The organism is Gammaproteobacteria bacterium, assembly GCA_015709635.1.
Classification (GTDB): Bacteria; Pseudomonadota; Gammaproteobacteria; order Burkholderiales; family Nitrosomonadaceae; genus Nitrosomonas.
The window spans coordinates 1,684,742-1,702,749 of sequence record CP054180.1 but is presented as its reverse complement, the minus strand read 5'-3'; the positions used below and the strand labels follow the sequence as shown (position 1 = coordinate 1,702,749).

Below are 18,008 nucleotides of genomic sequence, written 5' to 3'. Positions count from 1 at the left end.
GACATTAACGGCAACAAAGTTGCAATGCCATCTAAAAGTGTTTAGCAATAAGAGGCATAGTCAGAATAAAGACAATCAACGCATTAGGGATCGGACAGCATGCCCCTTGTGGGGTCCATACCCTTCGCGGCGGTCGGCGGCGCGACACTTGGAAGTGATTTAGTTTAAAACTAAGATTGTTAAAACAATATCTTCAATTGATGTTTTAAAGTTTTTCATGCGATTCTGTCGAATGCTCGCGCCTCCTCTTCCTTCGTCATCGTCGTACTCGCATTTTCTCCGGAATCGCATAAAATTAATCAAAATAGGTTACAGCGTAACTTTGATTGAAAGTAAATAAGCCGAAAAAAGACCGGTGCCAGCAGAAAATTTAATATTTGTCATGGTTACAGTCTAACCGCTCCGCAAGTTCATTTATCGCTTTTTCGATTATTTCACGTTTATTCATTCCGGTTGATTTGGCCAAGCGCTCAAGGTTACAAAAAGCCTGTGAGTCTAAATTGGTTTGCAGTCTGTGCAGAATTGTATGTGTTCCCACTGGTATATCCGGATCTAAACAATAGTGACGTGTACGGTAAAGCTTTTGTTTTTCTGCGTTTGTTAGTGCCATGATTTGCCCTCTTATTGTTACAGTGTAACTGATTCAGTGTAGTTACAGTATAACTGGTTACAGTGTAACTGTCAAGGGCAGTGATTAAGTCTTTTTACCGGGCCAGCCATATTCAACGGCAAGCTCACAAGTGGGCCTTTCAATTAAAAGGCGCTCGAAGCTTTGCCCGTAACAAATGCAGGATTTAGCGTTCTTGAGGCAGGCTTTTACAGTTGACCAGTCAATTGAAGCAGTGAGTATTTGTATTGAGTTGAAACGATTGGACGGTTCAATATAGATGGGATCAGGAGCGGCAGAAACAGGAACGATATTAGGTTTTAGCGAAACGGTTCTTTGTTCTTCGGCCGGTTGTTGCGTTGCGCTATCCGTTTTTAAATTATCCGGAACCTCAGATTTTGAAGTGATTCTCTGAAAGGTATAGAAACCGATTGCAACAGTAAAGACAACTGAAAGAACGAAGAAGTAAACAGCGCGGGGGATGGTTGTTTCAGGGACAATGTGTTGTGTTGCGGAGTGATAGAGTTTAAAAGCTTGTTTCGGCAGCTTATAGGGTTTTGAGACAGCAACACGCCGGGCGGTTCCGGCACTGGTGTTAACTCGATATTCAGGCCATTCGTAGATGGTGCGGCCAGACCAGCGCGGGACAATGTGATAATGGGGATTTACGAGCGCCAGAACTTTTTTATGGACTAATGAGGGCGATTGCGTCATTAAGAAGAAAGTAAGGCCGTAATGCCGGTGTTCTGAGAGTTCTTCAATATCTTTTGATGCCTGGGTACCTTTGCTTGGCCAGAGTTTCTGAACTTCATCAACGACAATTAAAGCGCCGTGATCCAGGTGCTTCAAGACCGGCAGACCATCAACAATGTCTTGCTCATACCAGGTTTTCAGATAGTCATACGTTAATTCAATCGTTGGAAGTGTGAGTTTGGGAATGCCGATTGTATAAACGGTTCTGCCCTCTTCCACCGCTTTTTTTATGACATGCCAAACCGCATAGGAAGTTTTGCCGCCACCAGGAACAGCCGTTAAAAGTTCAATACTCATGAGGGAAGGATTCCGATTTGTGACATCGTTGTGATGGTTAGGCGGTAAGTGATAGCGCCTACAGTGATACCGATTGCTTCCCCTACTCCGGCCAGCTGGACGATTGAAAGCGCATCAGAGGCCATAGAGAGAAAATGCGTTTGGGCAAGTGCAACGAGCTCATCAAATACCAATTTGATTCCGGCAAAGGAGATCACGCCGAAGCCAAGACTTGTCAGGACATTGCGGGCGAAAGAACCCAGGTAAGTATCGAGAAACTGAGCAAGAGGAACTAAGATTGTTTTCATGTTCTAGATCCTGAAACGATAAAGAAGGCACCAATTAAGGCGAGCAAGATCACAAATGGCCGGACACCTTCGGCCACTTCGCAAACTGGCGCATAGGAAAGGGTAATTTCTCCGAAGGTCGTATCTTCAACCGCATCAGCGGGACAGGAGCCGGAACCCCAGGAGGTATAAGAAAAGAGAGAAGGCACTTCAAACTTTTCTAAATTTTTATCTTGGGATTCGTCAAAGTCGATTTCTATATTTTCAGAAACGGGGGGTTCTGGCTGTGGTTCAGTTTGCGTGGCTGTTTCGGTTTTGGTTTCTGTAGAAGAAACAGGATTTCCGTTAAGATCAAACGTTGTTTCTGTTGAAATTTCTTCAATCTTGGAGCGGTTCGGTTCTTGTAGTGTGGCCGCGTCTTCAATTTCAAGTTTCTTTTCTGTAACCTTTGTTCCGGTGGCGTTGCCGATTGCGTCGCGGTTCGTTGTTGTGATTCTTCCAATGGGAAGTTGAAGCGGTGCATATGCAGTAGGAACTTGAATCGGCATGGGTTCGAGTTCTACAGCTAAACGTTCAGCCGCTTCGGGAGTCGATAAAGCGGTTTCTTTATTGGTCCAATCCGATGCAGTAGGAGTTTGACCAACGGAACTTCCGGATAAAACACAAGTTGAACCGCTTACTGTGTAATTTGTGGGACAGGTGCCTGTTGCATATTGAATTGATGTTTGGTTAGTTGTTCCGGTATCGGTCTTTGTTACCGTACAAGCAGAGGCACCGATTCCCGATCCAGCGCCTGTATAACCATTGCCCCAGAATTTATCTACGGACGCAGCGCGGCCGCAGCCTATTTCCGGTGATGGGTATTTGTACGCAGTTAAACCCGCAACATAGTAAAAACCTACTGAAGGCAATGAAGGCGGAAAACCTGCGATTTCTGGATCAGCGGGGATTTCCCAAAGACCGGCCGCAGATTTGCAGATATTGGATAAAGTGCAAACCAAATCCACAGTAGCAAGGGCCATACTGAGTGGCCCTACTCTTTGGGCAAACTTCGATAAAGCAGCGCCTACTTTCGGGATATCGGCGGCCGCGGTTCGTGTGATTGTGGTTTGGTACGTTTTGCCGTCAATGCCTACGACGTTATAAGGCCGTGTAGTGTTTACTGTCTGGGTTCCGGCGTTATAAATAGGATCATTCGCGGCGAAACGTGCGAATGTCTGGTTTTTTGGCGCGTCATAGTAAAAATCACTTTGGCCGGCCGCAATGGCTAGATTTTGATAACCGGCATAGGCTGGTGATGAAAGAAGGAAAATTATGACGAGAGCAAAAGCCATGCTGCACCTAGTATGCTGAGAAAAATTGATAAGTTGTCAAAGTCGTAAATCATCGTTTATCCATCATTTCAGAAAGTTTACGGATTCCCCAGGCTGCAACCCAAACGCCGACAACTAGCCAGGAGAGCTCGACTACATCAGCATTGGAGAAAACTTTGGGGGCTTGGTAAGTACAGGCGATTAATTGGGGTGTTAGCGTCCAGGGAGTTTGGGCGGTGCCATTAGTCAATGTATAGGACTGCACTGTTATGTTGTCTGAGTTTGATGTACAAGTTGTGAAAAAAGAGCCAAGACCACCAGAACCGCTTGCAGAGACATAGCAATTTTGAGCTAATGCATCGAGAAACTCTTGTTTAGTCTCGTAACATTGATTTTGAAATCGATAACCCATAAAACACCTGATTGAAAAAGATATCCCCGCCGAGGCGGGGAAAGATATGACGTTTTTAAGCGTTCATTGGCTTGCGCATCATTGCGAAAGCGAACACGATCACAACCACGCCGATGACCAGGCCGCCGACTGTTCCAACGTCTGCGACTGCATCAGAGATGGCGGTCGTTACAGATGCGGGAACAGCAGCAAAGGTAGAAGCAGAAAAAAGGCTTAATCCGGCACCCGTGGCAACGGCTGCGCCTTTTCCTAAATATTCGCCTTCAATAGCAGTTTCATTTTTTTTCAGAACAGCAACTTGATTTCTTTTCATGGTTTTTTCCTTAATTTGAATTGGTGCGGGATTGCACCCGTTACACTATAACTGTCTATTTTTGGTTACAGTGTAACGGCTGGAATCACTCACCGACTGCTTTTAAGTGTGGTTTTTCATCTTCCAGGCTGTACCAGTCGGGCATGGATAAGGGCTTCATTTCAACGATGCGAACTTTTACGGGGAAGGTTTCAACGTTGCGCGGCTCGCTAATGTCTATGCCGTAATCTCTCAGGATTTTTGCATGTCTAAAGAATGTTGCTCTTGACATGAACTGCCTTAAATCTTGACCGGCCATCCAGGCGGCAGCATGTACCCTGCTCTTTATTGGTATTGCGTCTAAAATATCGGGTTCGTCGCTACGGTCTACGGTGTTGAATATCTCCGTTTGTTCGTGAAAAATTGCTATGAGCTTTTCATCGCTGATATTTTTGATATCAACCATATCAAGATCACTGAGCAATCTACGTTTTAGTTCTATTTCCACCCTGACGACTCCTTTTTCTTTACAGAAGATATAAGCCGGATCATCTTCATTACAGCCATGTTTCAACATTTCAATATGCTTTATGTAGGCTTTGAGCATATGACGAGTGTTTGACCACCAGACCGACTCGTCCCCTGCCCGGCCTTTTTTCATCCTGGAAACAGACCGGGTTGCAAGCCATCGAATAAGGGCGCGGGCTTGCGACTCTGAACCCGTCTCAAAGTTGGCGGTGAGATCGATGCGTGATACTCGCGCGCCTGGAATGTCTCCCTGACCAATTGCATTCCGAATAAGTCCGGCATTGAAAGCTGGTAAGCCTCGATCCAGCAGTATTCGATTAGATTTTTCGAGGGTTTGAAGCCATCCGCAATTAAACAAGTTGTCTTTGCGAGAAAACCGCCCAACGTTTCCACTGAGTGATATATGACGACCGTCACTTTTGATCCGCAGATTTGTTTCAAATGATCCTTTAAAATTCGCGGCGCGAACTCTTTCAAAGCGAGCGTTGCCGAGGGGGTCATAGTCAACATTGATTCCGCCCGTGAAAATTGGGAACGGTTCTGATTCTGTATGTAACTGAGAAATGGTGATCCAATCGATAAAGATTTCATGTGCCATACTCGCTAAAGACAACCTAAAAATTAATCACAAAAAGTATCAAAAAGTCTCAAATTGAGACTGAACGGCGTAGTGTTACTAGCCATTCGCGACCGACTTCACAACCGGCTGAGTTGTGGTACCGGTAACAATCTGTGAAATTTTTCCGCGATAGTTGACAATTTCCATGGTCAATTCCAAAGCGCAGGGATATTTGAAGGATTCGAATTGTTTGATGCATTCTGGATCAAGCAACATTTCGCCGGTTTCATATCCATAGCCTTGAACGCTGAATTTAGCGTTTGATACATTTTCGATAGGAACAATGGCCAAAAGTGAACCCATATCAAACGGGTTTCCTGATTCTTTGGCTGTTCCGGACATTCTTTTTACTCCGAGTACTTGGATTTTCATGTTTGTTACTCCTTGGTTGATTAAAGAAAAATTAAAATGAATTAGAGGTTAAAAACGATGGGAGCGGATCAGATAGATAAACATCTTGTAAATCCGTCATTAGTGGGTAATCGCTATCCGACAAAACAGAATTTGGATGATAATTTCGCCATGCGTCGCCAAGTTGAGGAAACCGGCCGTTACTTGAAGCTTGAAGTATTGCTGAATGGTATGAATTCATAAAAACCTCATTTGACTTAAGGAAACTTGAACTATATGATTGCTGCATCGTCATACAGCTTAAATTTCGACTCACAATATCAGTCTAAATTTCGACTGTCAAGAGGAAATCATGAAAATAAAAGAATACATAGAAAAAGGTGAAAAACTCGCAGGAAAGCAAGCCGAATTGGCGCGAATACTGGGAGTAAGAGATAGCTATTTACGACAAGCAAAACTGGGTAAAAGTGGATTACCTGATGCTATCTGTATAAAACTTGCGCGCTACATAGGCGAATCAGAAATTAAAGTTGTTGCTGCAAGCAATCTAGTAACAGAGAAAGACGAAGAAAGAAGAAAAGTTTTTGAGAGCTGCTTTTCGATTACTAAAGCAGCTAGTTTTATCGTTGCAGCCCTCTTTATAGCTCTCATTTCGATAACGACACCAAATCCAGCAAACGCAAGCCAGGCGCGGGAATCAATTGCCGAACAATTTGTATTATGTTAAATTAAACAATCGTAGAAACAAATTCAGAAGAAGGTACGATAAATTCGCAGAGTTTCTGGATAAGCTGTTTGGTAGTTATCGTAGTACCAGCATTAGCCATTGAACATAGCTTGAAAACCGCATCAGTCTTAAATTACCCTCATATCCGACAAGCAATAACAACTTCTGAATACATTGTTTGTCGTGTCTCTTATATCAAAATAGAAATCATTCGGGTTTTGCAATGATTGAGTCTTTACGCTTAGGCTGAAAAAATGAACGATCTATTATTTGGTGTGAGTATCGATGAAATCGAAAGAATCACCGGCGAAAGTCAGAAAGTCATTAAGAAATGGAAAAAAGGCACTAAGCAGATACCGGAGTCAGCGCTCAGACTCTTAAAATTGTATGTTACTGGCGATGCAAGTATTTTGCTGGGCGATGAATGGAAAGGATATCGTTTTTCGAATAATCTGATTTTCGTTCCTGAGTGGCGCAATGGGTTTGCACCACATGAGATCAGAGCTTTTTTCTGGCGATGTCAGTTGGTAGCGAGCTTACAAAATGAAAATAACTTGTTGAAGTCTGAGCTGGATAGGCGCAATAAAGAAATCGATGCACTTGAAATAAAAGCTGATTTCTACAGACGGCAAGTCGTGCTTGAAAGCCGATTTGGCATGATTCTGGAAAGAAGCTTTTCTTAATTTTAAATAATACTTTTTGTTCTAAATAGGAATTGATTATCGATCCAGAGGCTTAAAATGAAGAACTACTCCCATATGCTTTACTGTATAAGGCAATCCACTACTTTGGTGAGTGTGGGTACTATAAAAAGAAAGGTGCGAACGGGAATCACACTCTTTTTCATAATATTTTTCAAGTTCTAAATTTCTTAAACGTTTTTTCCACTCAGCTATTACGTCAGTGGCTTTCTCATTATAAATGTAGATAATTAGTCCTCCATTATCATTATTAGGAGTTCCTCTGGCGTACCTAGTACATAATTGATTAAATCCAGTCTGTAGATCTTCATAGGCAGAATGTTTTTTCGCTTCACCCAGCCACATAAAAGGCTTATCACGAACTCTAACTACAACATCACAATGCCCCCCCACTTGTTCATCATGGCTTGCATAATAACCACGCGCTCTTAACCAGCCAATAACATCTTCGGTAATCCTATCCTCGCTGTCCTTTTGTCTGACGGATGGATTTATTTCAATTGATTCAATACAATCTTGTAAATCCTTGTGTAATATTTCCAAAAATTTATCGTAGGTATTCGCTAAAACAAAATCGGCAAAACGCGCCAAGTCTGGCCTTAATTCGCCAATTTGTTGTAGATCGGCTAATGTGAGATTTTCCAATTTATTAATAATCATTAACCCTGAGGGGTGTCAATTGATTGAAGAAGATCGATTTAATTCCATTCCTTCACTACTAAGCTCGAAATACATATAAATCATTTTTTCAAATTCTTCAATTAACTCACCAGTTTCGGGATGATAAAAAATTCCTGTTGCTTTGGCCTCAGTGATCACTTCATGTGATATATGGATTACATCATCTAGATCTATAAATTCAAATTCTAAGTTTAACAAAGGTAGCCTGGAGCCAGATAAATAGCGCGAAGCTGCAACAAGATCTTCGGTATTTGTCAATTGTGCTACTCCAGAAAGAGTACCAAATGTTATATGCCTTAACGCCTGTTCTGGTTGTAAACATAAAAAATCGACAATATCCAAACATGCCTGACGCAATTTGGGATCAAATGTGAGATCTTCGTTGATGTGCTTAACCGCTATTTCCTTACGCATTTTCAAAAAGTTTATTTAGCATCATATCGAAATCATTTTGAGAATGACAATCGTTAATTAAAATAAAATCAATATTTGCATCTAGTTGTCCCGCAATTGAAAAACGACCGGATATTGATAAACTCGGTAGAATTTTCTTTCCTTCGGTTTTCCATTTTTTTGTAATGGAATATCCATCAGTTGTAACAGCAGCTAAACCACCTTGATGAAAAGGCTCATTCCTAAGATCATAAATTCCGCGCTTCATTCGTTCATGCTTTACCGAAGCTGAACTTGTTACATGCCCATAATCAGTAACTTGTCCATCAGCATCTTCATAAAGCTTTTTAATTTTAGGATAAAAATTTATAGCTGTATTTAGACATTCATTAATCTCAAATTCCTTTTGAATAAACTTGTTTATTCGATCTTTGTAATAATTAGCTACTTTTGCAACTTCCTCAAGCAAAATATCATGACTATTATCTATATGAAATTCCATTCTATTCTTATTTGACCTCAGAATAATACAATCAATTGCTTGAGCATAATCAGTACGTAATCCATAAACTTCTTCGTACTTATTTAATGTTTCAATTAACGCATTACTAGTCTTCTCGCCATTAAACTGAGAATATTGAATTTCATCTCGTGTTCTGAAAGCTCGTTTATAGGAACTGAATAGTCGAATATCTTCACCTTCAGTTTCAATTTCGAAAATGTCAGGATTAAAGCTACTGTCCTTAAGATCTTTTTCATTCACTGGTAAAGGAAAAGTATCCTTAAATCTAGATTCATCACTTACTAGGATATTTAATTTACTTTGTAATTTATATGCAATATCAGCCGATAATTCATATATGTAAACAACTTTGGAATTATATTTAATATGATTTAAATAAATGTCTTCTAAATTACTCGTCCATCGTTCTCTATATTGTATATTTCCTTCTGTTTCTTCATATTTTTTTAATAATAATGTCCATCCCAGTGCTGTCGGCATATCTCTTATTGTTAATTCATCCTGCAGGGTACGAAATGAAATCAATCTAGATTTTAATGCTTCAAGATAAATTATTGGAGACATGGCATTATGATGTTATTTAAATTTAAAAAAATTACCATTGTATATACTTCAAAACATATTAATACAAGCTATTAGTCGACCACAAACTTGAATATATACAAAATATTCATTCTGCCTATGCAGACATCAAAGCCTCTTCCTGGTTAGGATTTTGAAGAGTTTTATAGGTGTAGCTAAAATTATCCACCTGAATTTCCACTTCCATTTTTTGCAAATATATATCCAAGAATTGCTGTAAAAACTGGTAAGAGAGCTTGAGTTACAATTGTTTGGAATAAATCCTGCGAACTCTTAACTGCTATCGAGCTTAGCTCTTTATAGTGTTTCAATGCTTCTTCGGCTTTAGGTAAATTTTCTAGCGAGTTTAAAGTTGGAGCTTGGGGATAGTTGGAGATTAATAGATAAACAGCACTTAGCGTTACTATTGCTATCACTACTCCTACTGCTGCGGCCAGTTTAAGCCCGGCTTTCTGGACGAATGGCACTTGTTGCACTTGTATGTCATGTACCTCGGCCATAACCTCTTCAGATTTGATGATTTGTTTTACATCAGTATTCATAATAAGCTCAAGGAATAATGATATCTTTTAATACTTTGTCTTCATTATTAGTAATAGAAACTTTGGTATTTGAATTAATGGGTGCTTGTGCAGAAAGCATGTTGTATGTTGCTAATGCTCGTTTAATAATTTCTGCTTTGGTTGTGTGTTTTTCGGCTGCTAATGTTGATAGCTTTTCATCAAAAGCTTGATCAAGATCAATAGTATATCGAGTAGTTTTATTAGCCATGATATTTTCCTTAATCTGAATTTATAATTTTTACATTATTAAATCTACTGCAATATGCAGTATAGGTCAATGGCTATAAATAATTAAATAGTCGAGTGGGAAATTGCTTTGTTTACTAGAAGACAGGAGCAACTTGAATTGCGTCAGGGATCGGGCAGCATGCCCCCTGCCGGGGTCATACCCTTCGCGCCGGTCGGCGGCGCGACCCTTGGACTTTCAGCGGTTTAAACTAGTGGTTTTTTGTTCGGCAAAGGGGAAAGCCAGCTTTTAGAGCGTTTGCGGGTCATCCGTGATTAGTTTCCTGTTGGGTATCTGAATATCACCACTGACACACTTCCAGAAGTTTGAATGCTTGTTTGCTTCAAACAGTCCGGCTGATCGATGCGAAAGTGAACCGGTCGGTTCAAAGTATTCAGATACTTTGATATTCAGCACTTTTTCATACTTCCGGACTGTACGCTTTGAATGAACGATGTACAGGAAGCGCCAGCCGTAATAGTGGCCGGTAAACAGCATTCCCAGTGATGAATTTAGTACGTCGATATCCCCGGAATAATTGAGAATCGCAGTTTGCGCGATTTGCATGAGCTGATTGGTTTCCGTCATTGCCATGATTCCCCTTTAATTGTTTTAATCGAACGGATAAGGACGGTCCGACATTTTTTCCGGTGCTCCAAAGAGCAAACGCTCAAAACGCTGACGGGAGATAATCCTTAACCCCCGCAGCAAGCAAATAAAAAACACATAAACCGGCACCAGCAATTTGAAGAAAATAATCTCAACAAATACAAACTCCAGAAATTTCATCATAGCTCCTCTAGTTTAGATAATGCGGGTTACGGGTAAAGGCGACTTGATCATCGCCCTTGATGATGTCTTCGCAACGCTTAACCGGAAAATCCTTGATCCGGTTCATATACTGGTCATAACAAATACAGCCTTGCGACTTGCTGGATAAACAGGACAGCGGCACACGCGGCGCTTTTGCGATTTCCGGGAAAGCCGGGTCTTTAGGCAGGAAGTAATAGATATCGGGCGCTTCGTTAAGTTTTAGCGGTTTGTCATTTTTCGGTGCCGGTTGTGGCTGAGTGGTACCGGGCGGAATAAACGATGCCGATGTTAATTTTTGCTCGCTCGTTTGCGGTGTTTCTTCCTTGCTGCCGAATCCGATCATGGTTGATTTGGAACCGTAGTAATAAATCACACCAGCAAGAACAAAGATAAGCACCATCAGGAAAATAAGGCGTTTAGGCAACCGGAGCCCTTTTTTCTGCAGATCAGAAACACCGTCATCCGATTTATAGAATTTCAGGCTTTCGACCGGAAAACTGTATTTCCTGGATTCGTCCCTGTTGAATTTCAAATCTTCCCTGATCTGCCCTGCTTCCGAATACTTTATGCCGAGCGCTGTTTTTTCCAAGTGTATGTGACGGCCAACAAGACGACGCAAGGCAACATCAATTTGCGTTGGCGCTTGTGCAGTGAGTATCCAGTCTTGTGCTATCGAGCGGGATTCGGCCAGGTGTGAATCGATAAATTCAGGCGTGGGTTTTCCGGCAATTCTGGACGGCCAGATTTTCTTGGCTTCGTCGACCAGATAAACCGTGCCCGGCAGTTTTCCGATATCGTCAATCATGCGCTGGTTGGCCGTAGCATCTTGCATGCTTTTCAGAGCGTAATACGCCCCGCCGCCCTGCCATTCACGAACGCCGACGACTACGGCATTATCGGAATAGTACGAGTGCTCGGTCAGCAGCTTGACCGCCAGCGCAGTTTTACCGGTCCCGAGTGATCCAGTGATTAAAGTAATCGACATGATTAAGGAGCCGGTGGATTAAGCCAGGTTAACGAAGGCTGGACACTCAGCCAGGTAGCCTTGGCCAGGTAACAGGAAACGATCAGGGAAATGCCTTCAAAAACGCCAAAGAGTGAGAGCATGGATATGACCGATTGTCCGAGTTCGCCGGAGCCGATGGTTGCAAGCTGCGCATTGGCAAAATCCCGCAGATATTCAGCAGCCCAGGAGATGACAGCCCAGGAGGTAATAGCCACGCCGATTTTAACCAAAAGGCCAACAACAAAAGCCGATGCCATAAATGGTATGGCAGTGAGCGCAAGCCATCGAAAGGCAGTCAGAATCGGTGTAATGAATGGAGCAAGCATTTTAATATTCCTTATTTAGTTACAACTGCACGCATGGCGACAATAGCCGACAGCATGAGAACGATTCCCCGGATAATGTCCGCCAAGGCACAGATAGGCGAGAAATCAATACTGAAATCTTTTCCCATCGCAGAAAAAGTAATAGGAGCCGGACAACTGGCCGTGGTGGCGAAAATCTCGGTAGAAAACACAGGATTGCCCTGTGCCTTGATATTGAAATTGGTTTCAGTCGGTAATGACTGATCAAATACCGGCGCATCGCCAAGGTTTAGCTTTTCACCGCTCTGACCATTGTTGCCGGCCTGATTAATGCCATCAGTACCGGTTGTCGTGCCGGAGTAAGTGACGTTACCGCTACCGTCCTTATAAGTCGTGGTCGTGGTTGTCGTGTTGGTGCCGCCAGGGTTTACCGTTGTGGTGGAAGTAGTCGTGACGCTTCCGCTTGTGCTGGTAGTCGTGCTGGAACCGCCAGAAAACTGAGTGCCGGAAGGCAGACACATGCCGACATTGTTGACCTGAGCAAATCCGGAGCCGCCTGGACAATCCTCGCGGCTTTTCGGCGGATCGTTTACCGGCGTGGCTTTGATCGTGCTGGGAACCGTAGAAACAGGGGTAGCTACCAGGCTAGAATCAGAACAAGAAGATCCCGTGAATGTATAAGATTCACAATAAACGCTCGATTGTCCCGAAACATCGTTATAGCTGGCAATACCGGAAGTACACTTAATTCCGCAGTTAGAACCGCCTGAATCAGCGCACATTGAAGCGCCTATACCTTGCTGTCCAGCGATACCCGATAAAGAAACAGTATCTTTTTTAGAAGTGCCTTCGCCTGGACACGGCGGCAATGGCGTACACGTATTAACACATTGAGAGCCGCTGACAACAAAACCTGAAGGGCATGAACCAGCGACAAACCCGATAGAAACTGGATTGGTAGTGCCATCGCTGGTCTTAGTTACAACGCAAGCAGACGGTCCAGTACCTGAACCAGAGCCTGTATAACCAGCTCCCCAGAATTTATCTACAGAAGCCGCAGAGCTACATCCAGAGGAAGCCGAAGGATAATCATAGCCAGAAACACCGGCAATACGATAAAAACCAACGCTAGGCGTTGATAAAACAGCATCCGGAGAGCACATGGCTGAATGAGCACTATTTAAAAAGCAGAAAAATAATAAGCAAGCTTGAAGCCAGAACAAAGGACTGCAAGGAGTCGATGACCATTTCACAATCACCCCCGGTAAAAGAGCTTGCCGATCATGTTCCAGCCGGTGGCCAAACAAGCGGAAAGCAGAAGAGCACTGATTAAGAGAGAAACGTCAGACCAGGCGAGATCGGAAAGCCCGATAGCAGCCGGAACGAGAGATGGGATGCTCGAATCACTACAGACGATTTCATACCCTGTTCCGTTACTAACAAGGGATGGTACGGCAGGAGAAACACAGGAAATGAAAGCTGTAGCCATAGGAGCACCCCGATCCGTTACGCGAACGCGCCGCGGATGAGTTTCCAAGCGGCCAGGATACCCAGGGCAGCCAAGAATGCAGCACCGATCAGCGGAATAGCCGTGTTGACATCAGCGAAAGTACCTAAAGCTCCGGTAACATCGATTGCGGCCATTGAGGAGGTAGAAGCAAGGGAAATAACAGCAGTACCGCTTGCAAACATGGATTTGGGTAACCATTCGCCTTCAATCGCACGTTCTTTAACAGCAACGGCAAACGAAGAAACGGTACTTTCAGCTTTCAGAGCTGTAGCGCGGACTTTATTGATAAAGCCGTCATACAGTTCTTTGGATTTTTGAATCATGCTGGAACCGATAGTCATCACGACATCTTTTGCTTTTTGAAACATGGTTAAACTCCTTAAGTTAATCGGTGCGGAATTGCACCCCATACGCCACTGGGTGAAATGGCGTACAGGCTGGAATCATGCGCGTATCTTTCTGGGACTCAGGTAATTTTCCATGCGCTCAATTTCTTGTATTTGTCGCTCATGGTTTTTAGTAAACCGGACAAGAGGCGTAGAACCTTCAATACGCGAACGCTAATTGGCATCACGAATATCGAGAAGGTTTTTATATAATTCCCGTGCATTTTTAGAAACATACTTAAGTTTCATCGCATTCCCCATATGAAAACAATCAAGCAGCCGGTTTTGCTTGTGAAAGCGGCTTGATGGAGTTGATGATATTTTTGGATACGTTGCCATTTGTCACACGAACAAATTCAACTTCACAAATCAGCGGGAATTCCAGGTGCATTAAAGCTTGCGCCCTGGCTGCATCGCCTAGCGGGTATTTTTGCGTTGCGGTGCCCTTCGATCTTCCGGTCTGGAAATTCAAACTTTCTTCAACAAAGGCCGCGCCTGAATCAATGGGTTTACCGTCGATGGTATCTTTGAAGAATGTGATACCGGTAACTTTTACTTTTTCTAACATAACAACCTCTTTACACCACCTGTTAACGCTTTGCCTGAACCGGCAGTTATTGAGTTCAGAGCGTAGAAGACACTGATTTATGCGTATTTCTTGATGTACCAATCCGGCGCAGTAAGTGCCGCCAGTTCGATGGTTTTTACCTTGATGGGCATGGTTTGCACGTTGTTGGGGATGGAAATATCAATGCCGTATGAAAGGAGAGCTTTTCTGTGACGGTAAAAGGTTCTTTCATTAAGGTTCAGTGGAAAGCCGTATTTCCAACTGACATAGGTGGATCTAATATGCTTAGGAAGATCATTGAAATCTTCATATTTAACTTGCTCCAGTCGTTGCAATTGGGTTCTGTTCATATAAACCTCTATTAATAGTGAATCAGTGATTGCGCCTAAGTAGGCAAGGCCATTTTGTAGAAGGAAACGCGATTTAAGCGTAAACTCCTCGCGTATTACACCGAGGGAGTTGCAGAATTCAATGACTTCATCGGATACGTGCTGACCGGATTTTTTAGAGCGGTGTTTTTTGAGTTCGGTGGTTTTGCAGTAGAGTTTGCCGTAAACATACTTTGAACCGCGGCCGTATTCGACCGTTGCGCCGTTGACGGATAACGAGCCTTTTTGTCTGCCAATGTGGTGTCCTGCCATATTGCGGAGTAATGCTTCCGAGTCGATCATGGAGCCGGTGACATAATTGCAGGTTATGTCTATCCGGCTGACTCGGGCACCTGTCCACGTCCAGCCGGAATCAGCGAATTTGTACAGCTTGCCGGAGGTGAAAGGCGGTAAATCGAGCGACTTGAGCAATGCATTAATGCGCTCAATACAGCCATCAAACGTAAAACCAAACAAATTATCCGATCTGCCATAGCGTGAAATATTCCCGGAGAATTCCACCTGGTGACCATCGCAACGGACTTCTACCCTACTATCAAAACTTCCTTCCAGGCCCTGCCGTGTGTCCACGGTGTATTCAATTTCACCATCGGAATCTATGCGCAGTACCCGGCCGCCATTAATAATTGGCAATTTACCGCCGTCATGCACTTGCCGGATGGTCAGGTAATCTACAAAAACCGGAATCAGATTCATCATCTTTAAATCATTCCGGTCTGCATTTTTGATGTTTTACTGTCATCCGTGTCAGTAACTTTACGTGTAACTGGGACGTAAAGTATTTTTGCCCCCCTGCCCCCGGCCTGGCGCACCCTCGCGGATGCGCCTACCGGCCGGGAGGGGGTTACCCACGAACGGGAACGAGAAATACTAGATATCCAAGTATCCAATCTAACAAACTCACCCACACAAACAGGTAGCCGGTTCTCGTCAGTCAATACTGGGTAATCACTATCGGACAGGATTGCTTCGGGGTGGTAGTTGCGCCAGCAGTCGCCAAGTTCTGGAAATTTACCGTTTTCTGTGGCTTCAAGAATTGCTCGGTGAAATGAATTCATAAAAACCTCGTTGACATATGGGATTCAGAGCCGTAATATAAAACTACCTGAGTAGTTAATTTATACAACTACTATAGTAGTTGTCAAGCTTAAAATAGGTGAAAAAGATGGAAATAAAAAAATATATTGAAATGGGCGAAGAAAAAGCGGGATCTCAAAAGAATTTGGCTGACTATCTTGAGACTCGATATACAACTCTTGGATTGGTAAAAAGCGGGAAAAAAAGCTTAACAGCAGCACTTTGCATAAAATTAGCGCGCTTTATTGGTGAAGACGAACTTAAAGTTATTGCAGCAAGTTATTTAGTAGTAGAAAAAGACGAAAAACGAAGAAAAATTTTTGAAAGTTGCTTTACAAAAGCTGCAACAGTCGCAGCTGCTGCGTTAATTTTTGGTGGTAGTTCAATGACTTCCTCCCCTGCTCATGCTGCTATGTCCGAAAATGGGAGCGTAAACAATTTGTATTATGTTAAATAATAATCGCAGAAACAAACTGAGAAGAAAATCCGATAAGTTTGTGACAGCGGACAATTACTTTGAAACATCGGGACAAATAATTTGATGACAGCGGACAATTACTTTGAAACATCGGGACAAATAATTTGAAACGCTGAACAGTACCAAATAACGCGAAAATTTAACGCTCGCTACAAATAAAAAAGAACCGCTGCAACCATGTTTGCCTCATGGCGGTGGACGGTTCCGTTCATAGAATTGGACGCGCAATCTGAAACCCCCAGGAACTCCAAATTGCTTCCATGAACCCATGACAAACCATAACTCATTAATCGATAGTAAACGGAAATGGAAGTAACCATTTACTATCCCTACCACAAGCTTTTTCTATATCTATGGTCTGTCTATCTCAATATAGAATTTTGCAGATGATAGGAACCATCAAAGCTCACGCTTTGAATACTTCTAATTGTTATTGCGTCATTCCTGTGCTCATCAGGTCACTAGCCAGGCTATCGCGCTCCATGTTGAGCATTTCCAGTTCCTGATCAATTTCAGCAATCCGCTTACGCCGTTCATCAAGTGACATACTGTTTTCCGGCCACTGAAATTGATCTAGCGCATCGGAGAAGCGCTTCTCTATTTGTTCACCAAATAGCCAATAAATAGCGCTGACGTGAAATGCCGGGCCATTGGAATATGTTTCGCCATCCAAATATGGAAAGGGCTGGGTATTCCCTGATTTTTCGTTACGTTCTAATTGAGGAAAACTGGTGCTGAACGGGAATCCGTGCTTTCGTGCAAGATGGCTCATTCGAACAGGATATTCCGATGCGCGGCGCTGTATATCATTGCGCACATATTGCATGAAACCTTCTTTACTCAAATGGGATTCAGAAATTATCGCCCGCTCGTTCAATAGCACTTCAATTTTCTGATCCGCTTCATAAATCTTCTTCTTGATTACTTCAGCCGCAGAACGCAGTTTGGTGAGTAACCCTTGAACTTCTTTGCCAGTATCATTTCTATCCATCTTATTGCCCCTTATTTGCTTGAGTTAATAGAGGACATGCCAGAGGCTTGTGAAAACGGCTTAATGATTTGTTCTATGGCCTTGCATTCCAGCAGCGGCCTTGCTTCTTGCAGCGATAATTCAATTTCATCACCTTCAGTGTATTTCTCATTGTTGTGGTGAATATTCCGGGTAACCTTGTATTTCATTTTCTGCTCCTGTGATTTTTTTATGAATCAGAAATAATTCGCCTTACCTGGCGGTCTGTCAGATCGTATTTCATGGCTATATCCCGATGGCTCATGCCTTTTTTCGCGTCTTCGATAATTGCCTGATGCCGTTTTTTAATTTCAAGGCTTGAGAGCATGGGTAAGGTCAACGCCACGCCATCGAAATGAAATATCATTTTCTCGGCATTTTCTGCGCCTACGATGATATTCAGACGCTTACGTGACCGGTCGCTGTTTGAGACATGCAGGCGCGTACCGCCAAAAACCGTACACAGCCTGGTAAAGGCATCATCACCGATCAGGTTTAACAGCTCTTGATTTTCGTTGTTGTCGTTTGCTGGCATATCAGCTTGCATTTGTGAATGTGGAACATTGTCCACGCCATAATGCCAAGCTGGTCGGGCTGGGATAAGGCGGAAGGCTTTCCGCCCCTTAGGGTTTG

General features: G+C 43.1%; 29 protein-coding genes. 4 read left to right on the top strand and 25 right to left on the bottom strand.

Annotated features, from left to right (window positions below):
* Positions 1-694: 694 nt before the first annotated feature.
* From HRU78_08005 to HRU78_07975, 7 genes are all read right to left on the bottom strand, one after another.
* Positions 695-1,657, bottom strand: coding sequence for a zonular occludens toxin (locus tag HRU78_08005; protein ID QOJ23598.1), 963 nt, complete (start codon positions 1,655-1,657; stop codon positions 695-697).
* Positions 1,654-1,944, bottom strand: a complete 291-nt coding sequence (locus HRU78_08000; protein QOJ23597.1) for a DUF2523 domain-containing protein — start codon at positions 1,942-1,944, stop codon at positions 1,654-1,656. The genes HRU78_08005 and HRU78_08000 overlap by 4 nt, the downstream gene beginning before the upstream one ends.
* Complete coding sequence (locus HRU78_07995) at positions 1,941-3,257, bottom strand: hypothetical protein (GenBank protein QOJ23596.1); 1,317 nt, start codon at positions 3,255-3,257, stop codon at positions 1,941-1,943. The genes HRU78_08000 and HRU78_07995 overlap by 4 nt, the downstream gene beginning before the upstream one ends.
* Positions 3,258-3,306: 49 nt before the next feature.
* Complete coding sequence (locus HRU78_07990) at positions 3,307-3,648, bottom strand: hypothetical protein (protein QOJ23595.1); 342 nt, start codon at positions 3,646-3,648, stop codon at positions 3,307-3,309.
* Between the two features lie 55 nt (positions 3,649-3,703).
* Positions 3,704-3,961 (bottom strand): hypothetical protein, encoded by a 258-nt coding sequence (locus HRU78_07985; protein ID QOJ23594.1) that lies wholly within the window; start codon positions 3,959-3,961, stop codon positions 3,704-3,706.
* Positions 3,962-4,046: 85 nt separating this feature from the next.
* Positions 4,047-4,601 (bottom strand): hypothetical protein, encoded by a 555-nt coding sequence (locus tag HRU78_07980; protein ID QOJ24971.1) that lies wholly within the window; start codon positions 4,599-4,601, stop codon positions 4,047-4,049.
* A gap of 543 nt (positions 4,602-5,144) precedes the next feature.
* Positions 5,145-5,459, bottom strand: a complete 315-nt coding sequence (locus tag HRU78_07975; protein QOJ23593.1) for a hypothetical protein — start codon at positions 5,457-5,459, stop codon at positions 5,145-5,147.
* Between the two features lie 57 nt (positions 5,460-5,516).
* On the opposite strand from HRU78_07975, the gene HRU78_07970 reads away from it, so the two are divergent.
* The 3 genes from HRU78_07970 (at position 5,517) to HRU78_07960 (ending at position 6,848) form a co-directional block, all read left to right on the top strand.
* The gene (locus tag HRU78_07970; protein ID QOJ23592.1) at positions 5,517-5,681 is read left to right on the top strand and encodes a hypothetical protein; all 165 of its coding nucleotides are present in this window, start codon (positions 5,517-5,519) and stop codon (positions 5,679-5,681) included.
* 109 nt (positions 5,682-5,790) lie between these two features.
* A complete protein-coding gene (locus HRU78_07965; protein QOJ23591.1) occupies positions 5,791-6,165 on the top strand; it encodes a hypothetical protein in 375 nt (124 codons plus the stop codon).
* Between the two features lie 254 nt (positions 6,166-6,419).
* Positions 6,420-6,848 carry a hypothetical protein gene (locus HRU78_07960; protein ID QOJ23590.1) on the top strand — a complete coding sequence of 143 codons (429 nt, stop codon included), beginning with the start codon at positions 6,420-6,422 and terminating at the stop codon, positions 6,846-6,848.
* Positions 6,849-6,884: 36 nt separating this feature from the next.
* Here the strand turns inward: HRU78_07960 and HRU78_07955 are convergent, their stop codons facing one another.
* The 15 genes from HRU78_07955 to HRU78_07885 form a co-directional block, all read right to left on the bottom strand.
* The gene (locus HRU78_07955; protein ID QOJ23589.1) at positions 6,885-7,526 is read right to left on the bottom strand and encodes a hypothetical protein; all 642 of its coding nucleotides are present in this window, start codon (positions 7,524-7,526) and stop codon (positions 6,885-6,887) included.
* Positions 7,527-7,541: 15 nt separating this feature from the next.
* On the bottom strand, positions 7,542-7,961 hold the full coding sequence (locus HRU78_07950) for a hypothetical protein (GenBank protein ID QOJ23588.1): 420 nt from the start codon (positions 7,959-7,961) through the stop codon (positions 7,542-7,544).
* On the bottom strand, positions 7,954-9,027 hold the full coding sequence (locus HRU78_07945) for a hypothetical protein (GenBank protein ID QOJ23587.1): 1,074 nt from the start codon (positions 9,025-9,027) through the stop codon (positions 7,954-7,956). The genes HRU78_07950 and HRU78_07945 overlap by 8 nt, the downstream gene beginning before the upstream one ends.
* A gap of 179 nt (positions 9,028-9,206) precedes the next feature.
* Entirely contained in the window at positions 9,207-9,587 is a 381-nt protein-coding gene (locus HRU78_07940; protein QOJ23586.1) for a hypothetical protein, read from the bottom strand.
* A gap of 7 nt (positions 9,588-9,594) precedes the next feature.
* Entirely contained in the window at positions 9,595-9,816 is a 222-nt protein-coding gene (locus HRU78_07935) for a hypothetical protein (protein QOJ23585.1), read from the bottom strand.
* A gap of 267 nt (positions 9,817-10,083) precedes the next feature.
* Positions 10,084-10,428 carry a hypothetical protein gene (locus HRU78_07930; GenBank protein ID QOJ23584.1) on the bottom strand — a complete coding sequence of 115 codons (345 nt, stop codon included), beginning with the start codon at positions 10,426-10,428 and terminating at the stop codon, positions 10,084-10,086.
* Between the two features lie 18 nt (positions 10,429-10,446).
* Positions 10,447-10,626, bottom strand: a complete 180-nt coding sequence (locus tag HRU78_07925; protein QOJ23583.1) for a hypothetical protein — start codon at positions 10,624-10,626, stop codon at positions 10,447-10,449.
* A gap of 7 nt (positions 10,627-10,633) precedes the next feature.
* Positions 10,634-11,632, bottom strand: a complete 999-nt coding sequence (locus HRU78_07920) for a hypothetical protein (GenBank protein QOJ23582.1) — start codon at positions 11,630-11,632, stop codon at positions 10,634-10,636.
* Between the two features lie 2 nt (positions 11,633-11,634).
* Positions 11,635-11,979, bottom strand: coding sequence for a DUF2523 domain-containing protein (locus HRU78_07915; GenBank protein ID QOJ23581.1), 345 nt, complete (start codon positions 11,977-11,979; stop codon positions 11,635-11,637).
* An 11-nt stretch (positions 11,980-11,990) separates the two neighbouring features.
* Positions 11,991-13,211, bottom strand: a complete 1,221-nt coding sequence (locus tag HRU78_07910) for a hypothetical protein (GenBank protein QOJ23580.1) — start codon at positions 13,209-13,211, stop codon at positions 11,991-11,993.
* Positions 13,212-13,213: 2 nt separating this feature from the next.
* Positions 13,214-13,447 carry a hypothetical protein gene (locus HRU78_07905; protein QOJ23579.1) on the bottom strand — a complete coding sequence of 78 codons (234 nt, stop codon included), beginning with the start codon at positions 13,445-13,447 and terminating at the stop codon, positions 13,214-13,216.
* Positions 13,448-13,464: 17 nt separating this feature from the next.
* Positions 13,465-13,836, bottom strand: a complete 372-nt coding sequence (locus HRU78_07900) for a hypothetical protein (GenBank protein QOJ23578.1) — start codon at positions 13,834-13,836, stop codon at positions 13,465-13,467.
* Between the two features lie 289 nt (positions 13,837-14,125).
* The gene (locus HRU78_07895) at positions 14,126-14,422 is read right to left on the bottom strand and encodes a hypothetical protein (GenBank protein ID QOJ23577.1); all 297 of its coding nucleotides are present in this window, start codon (positions 14,420-14,422) and stop codon (positions 14,126-14,128) included.
* Between the two features lie 77 nt (positions 14,423-14,499).
* The gene (locus tag HRU78_07890) at positions 14,500-15,510 is read right to left on the bottom strand and encodes a DNA replication protein (GenBank protein QOJ23576.1); all 1,011 of its coding nucleotides are present in this window, start codon (positions 15,508-15,510) and stop codon (positions 14,500-14,502) included.
* A 2-nt stretch (positions 15,511-15,512) separates the two neighbouring features.
* Positions 15,513-15,869 carry a hypothetical protein gene (locus HRU78_07885; protein QOJ23575.1) on the bottom strand — a complete coding sequence of 119 codons (357 nt, stop codon included), beginning with the start codon at positions 15,867-15,869 and terminating at the stop codon, positions 15,513-15,515.
* Positions 15,870-15,976: 107 nt separating this feature from the next.
* Between HRU78_07885 and HRU78_07880 the strand changes: the two genes are divergently transcribed.
* Entirely contained in the window at positions 15,977-16,345 is a 369-nt protein-coding gene (locus HRU78_07880; protein ID QOJ23574.1) for a hypothetical protein, read from the top strand.
* 451 nt (positions 16,346-16,796) lie between these two features.
* Here HRU78_07880 and HRU78_07875 read toward each other — a convergent pair whose 3' ends face one another.
* From HRU78_07875 to HRU78_07865, 3 genes are read right to left on the bottom strand one after another with little or no spacing between them, the layout of a single operon-like run.
* Positions 16,797-17,357 carry a hypothetical protein gene (locus HRU78_07875; protein QOJ23573.1) on the bottom strand — a complete coding sequence of 187 codons (561 nt, stop codon included), beginning with the start codon at positions 17,355-17,357 and terminating at the stop codon, positions 16,797-16,799.
* An 11-nt stretch (positions 17,358-17,368) separates the two neighbouring features.
* Positions 17,369-17,545 carry a hypothetical protein gene (locus HRU78_07870; protein ID QOJ23572.1) on the bottom strand — a complete coding sequence of 59 codons (177 nt, stop codon included), beginning with the start codon at positions 17,543-17,545 and terminating at the stop codon, positions 17,369-17,371.
* Positions 17,546-17,565: 20 nt separating this feature from the next.
* Positions 17,566-17,946 carry a hypothetical protein gene (locus HRU78_07865; protein QOJ23571.1) on the bottom strand — a complete coding sequence of 127 codons (381 nt, stop codon included), beginning with the start codon at positions 17,944-17,946 and terminating at the stop codon, positions 17,566-17,568.
* Positions 17,947-18,008: the final 62 nt, after the last annotated feature.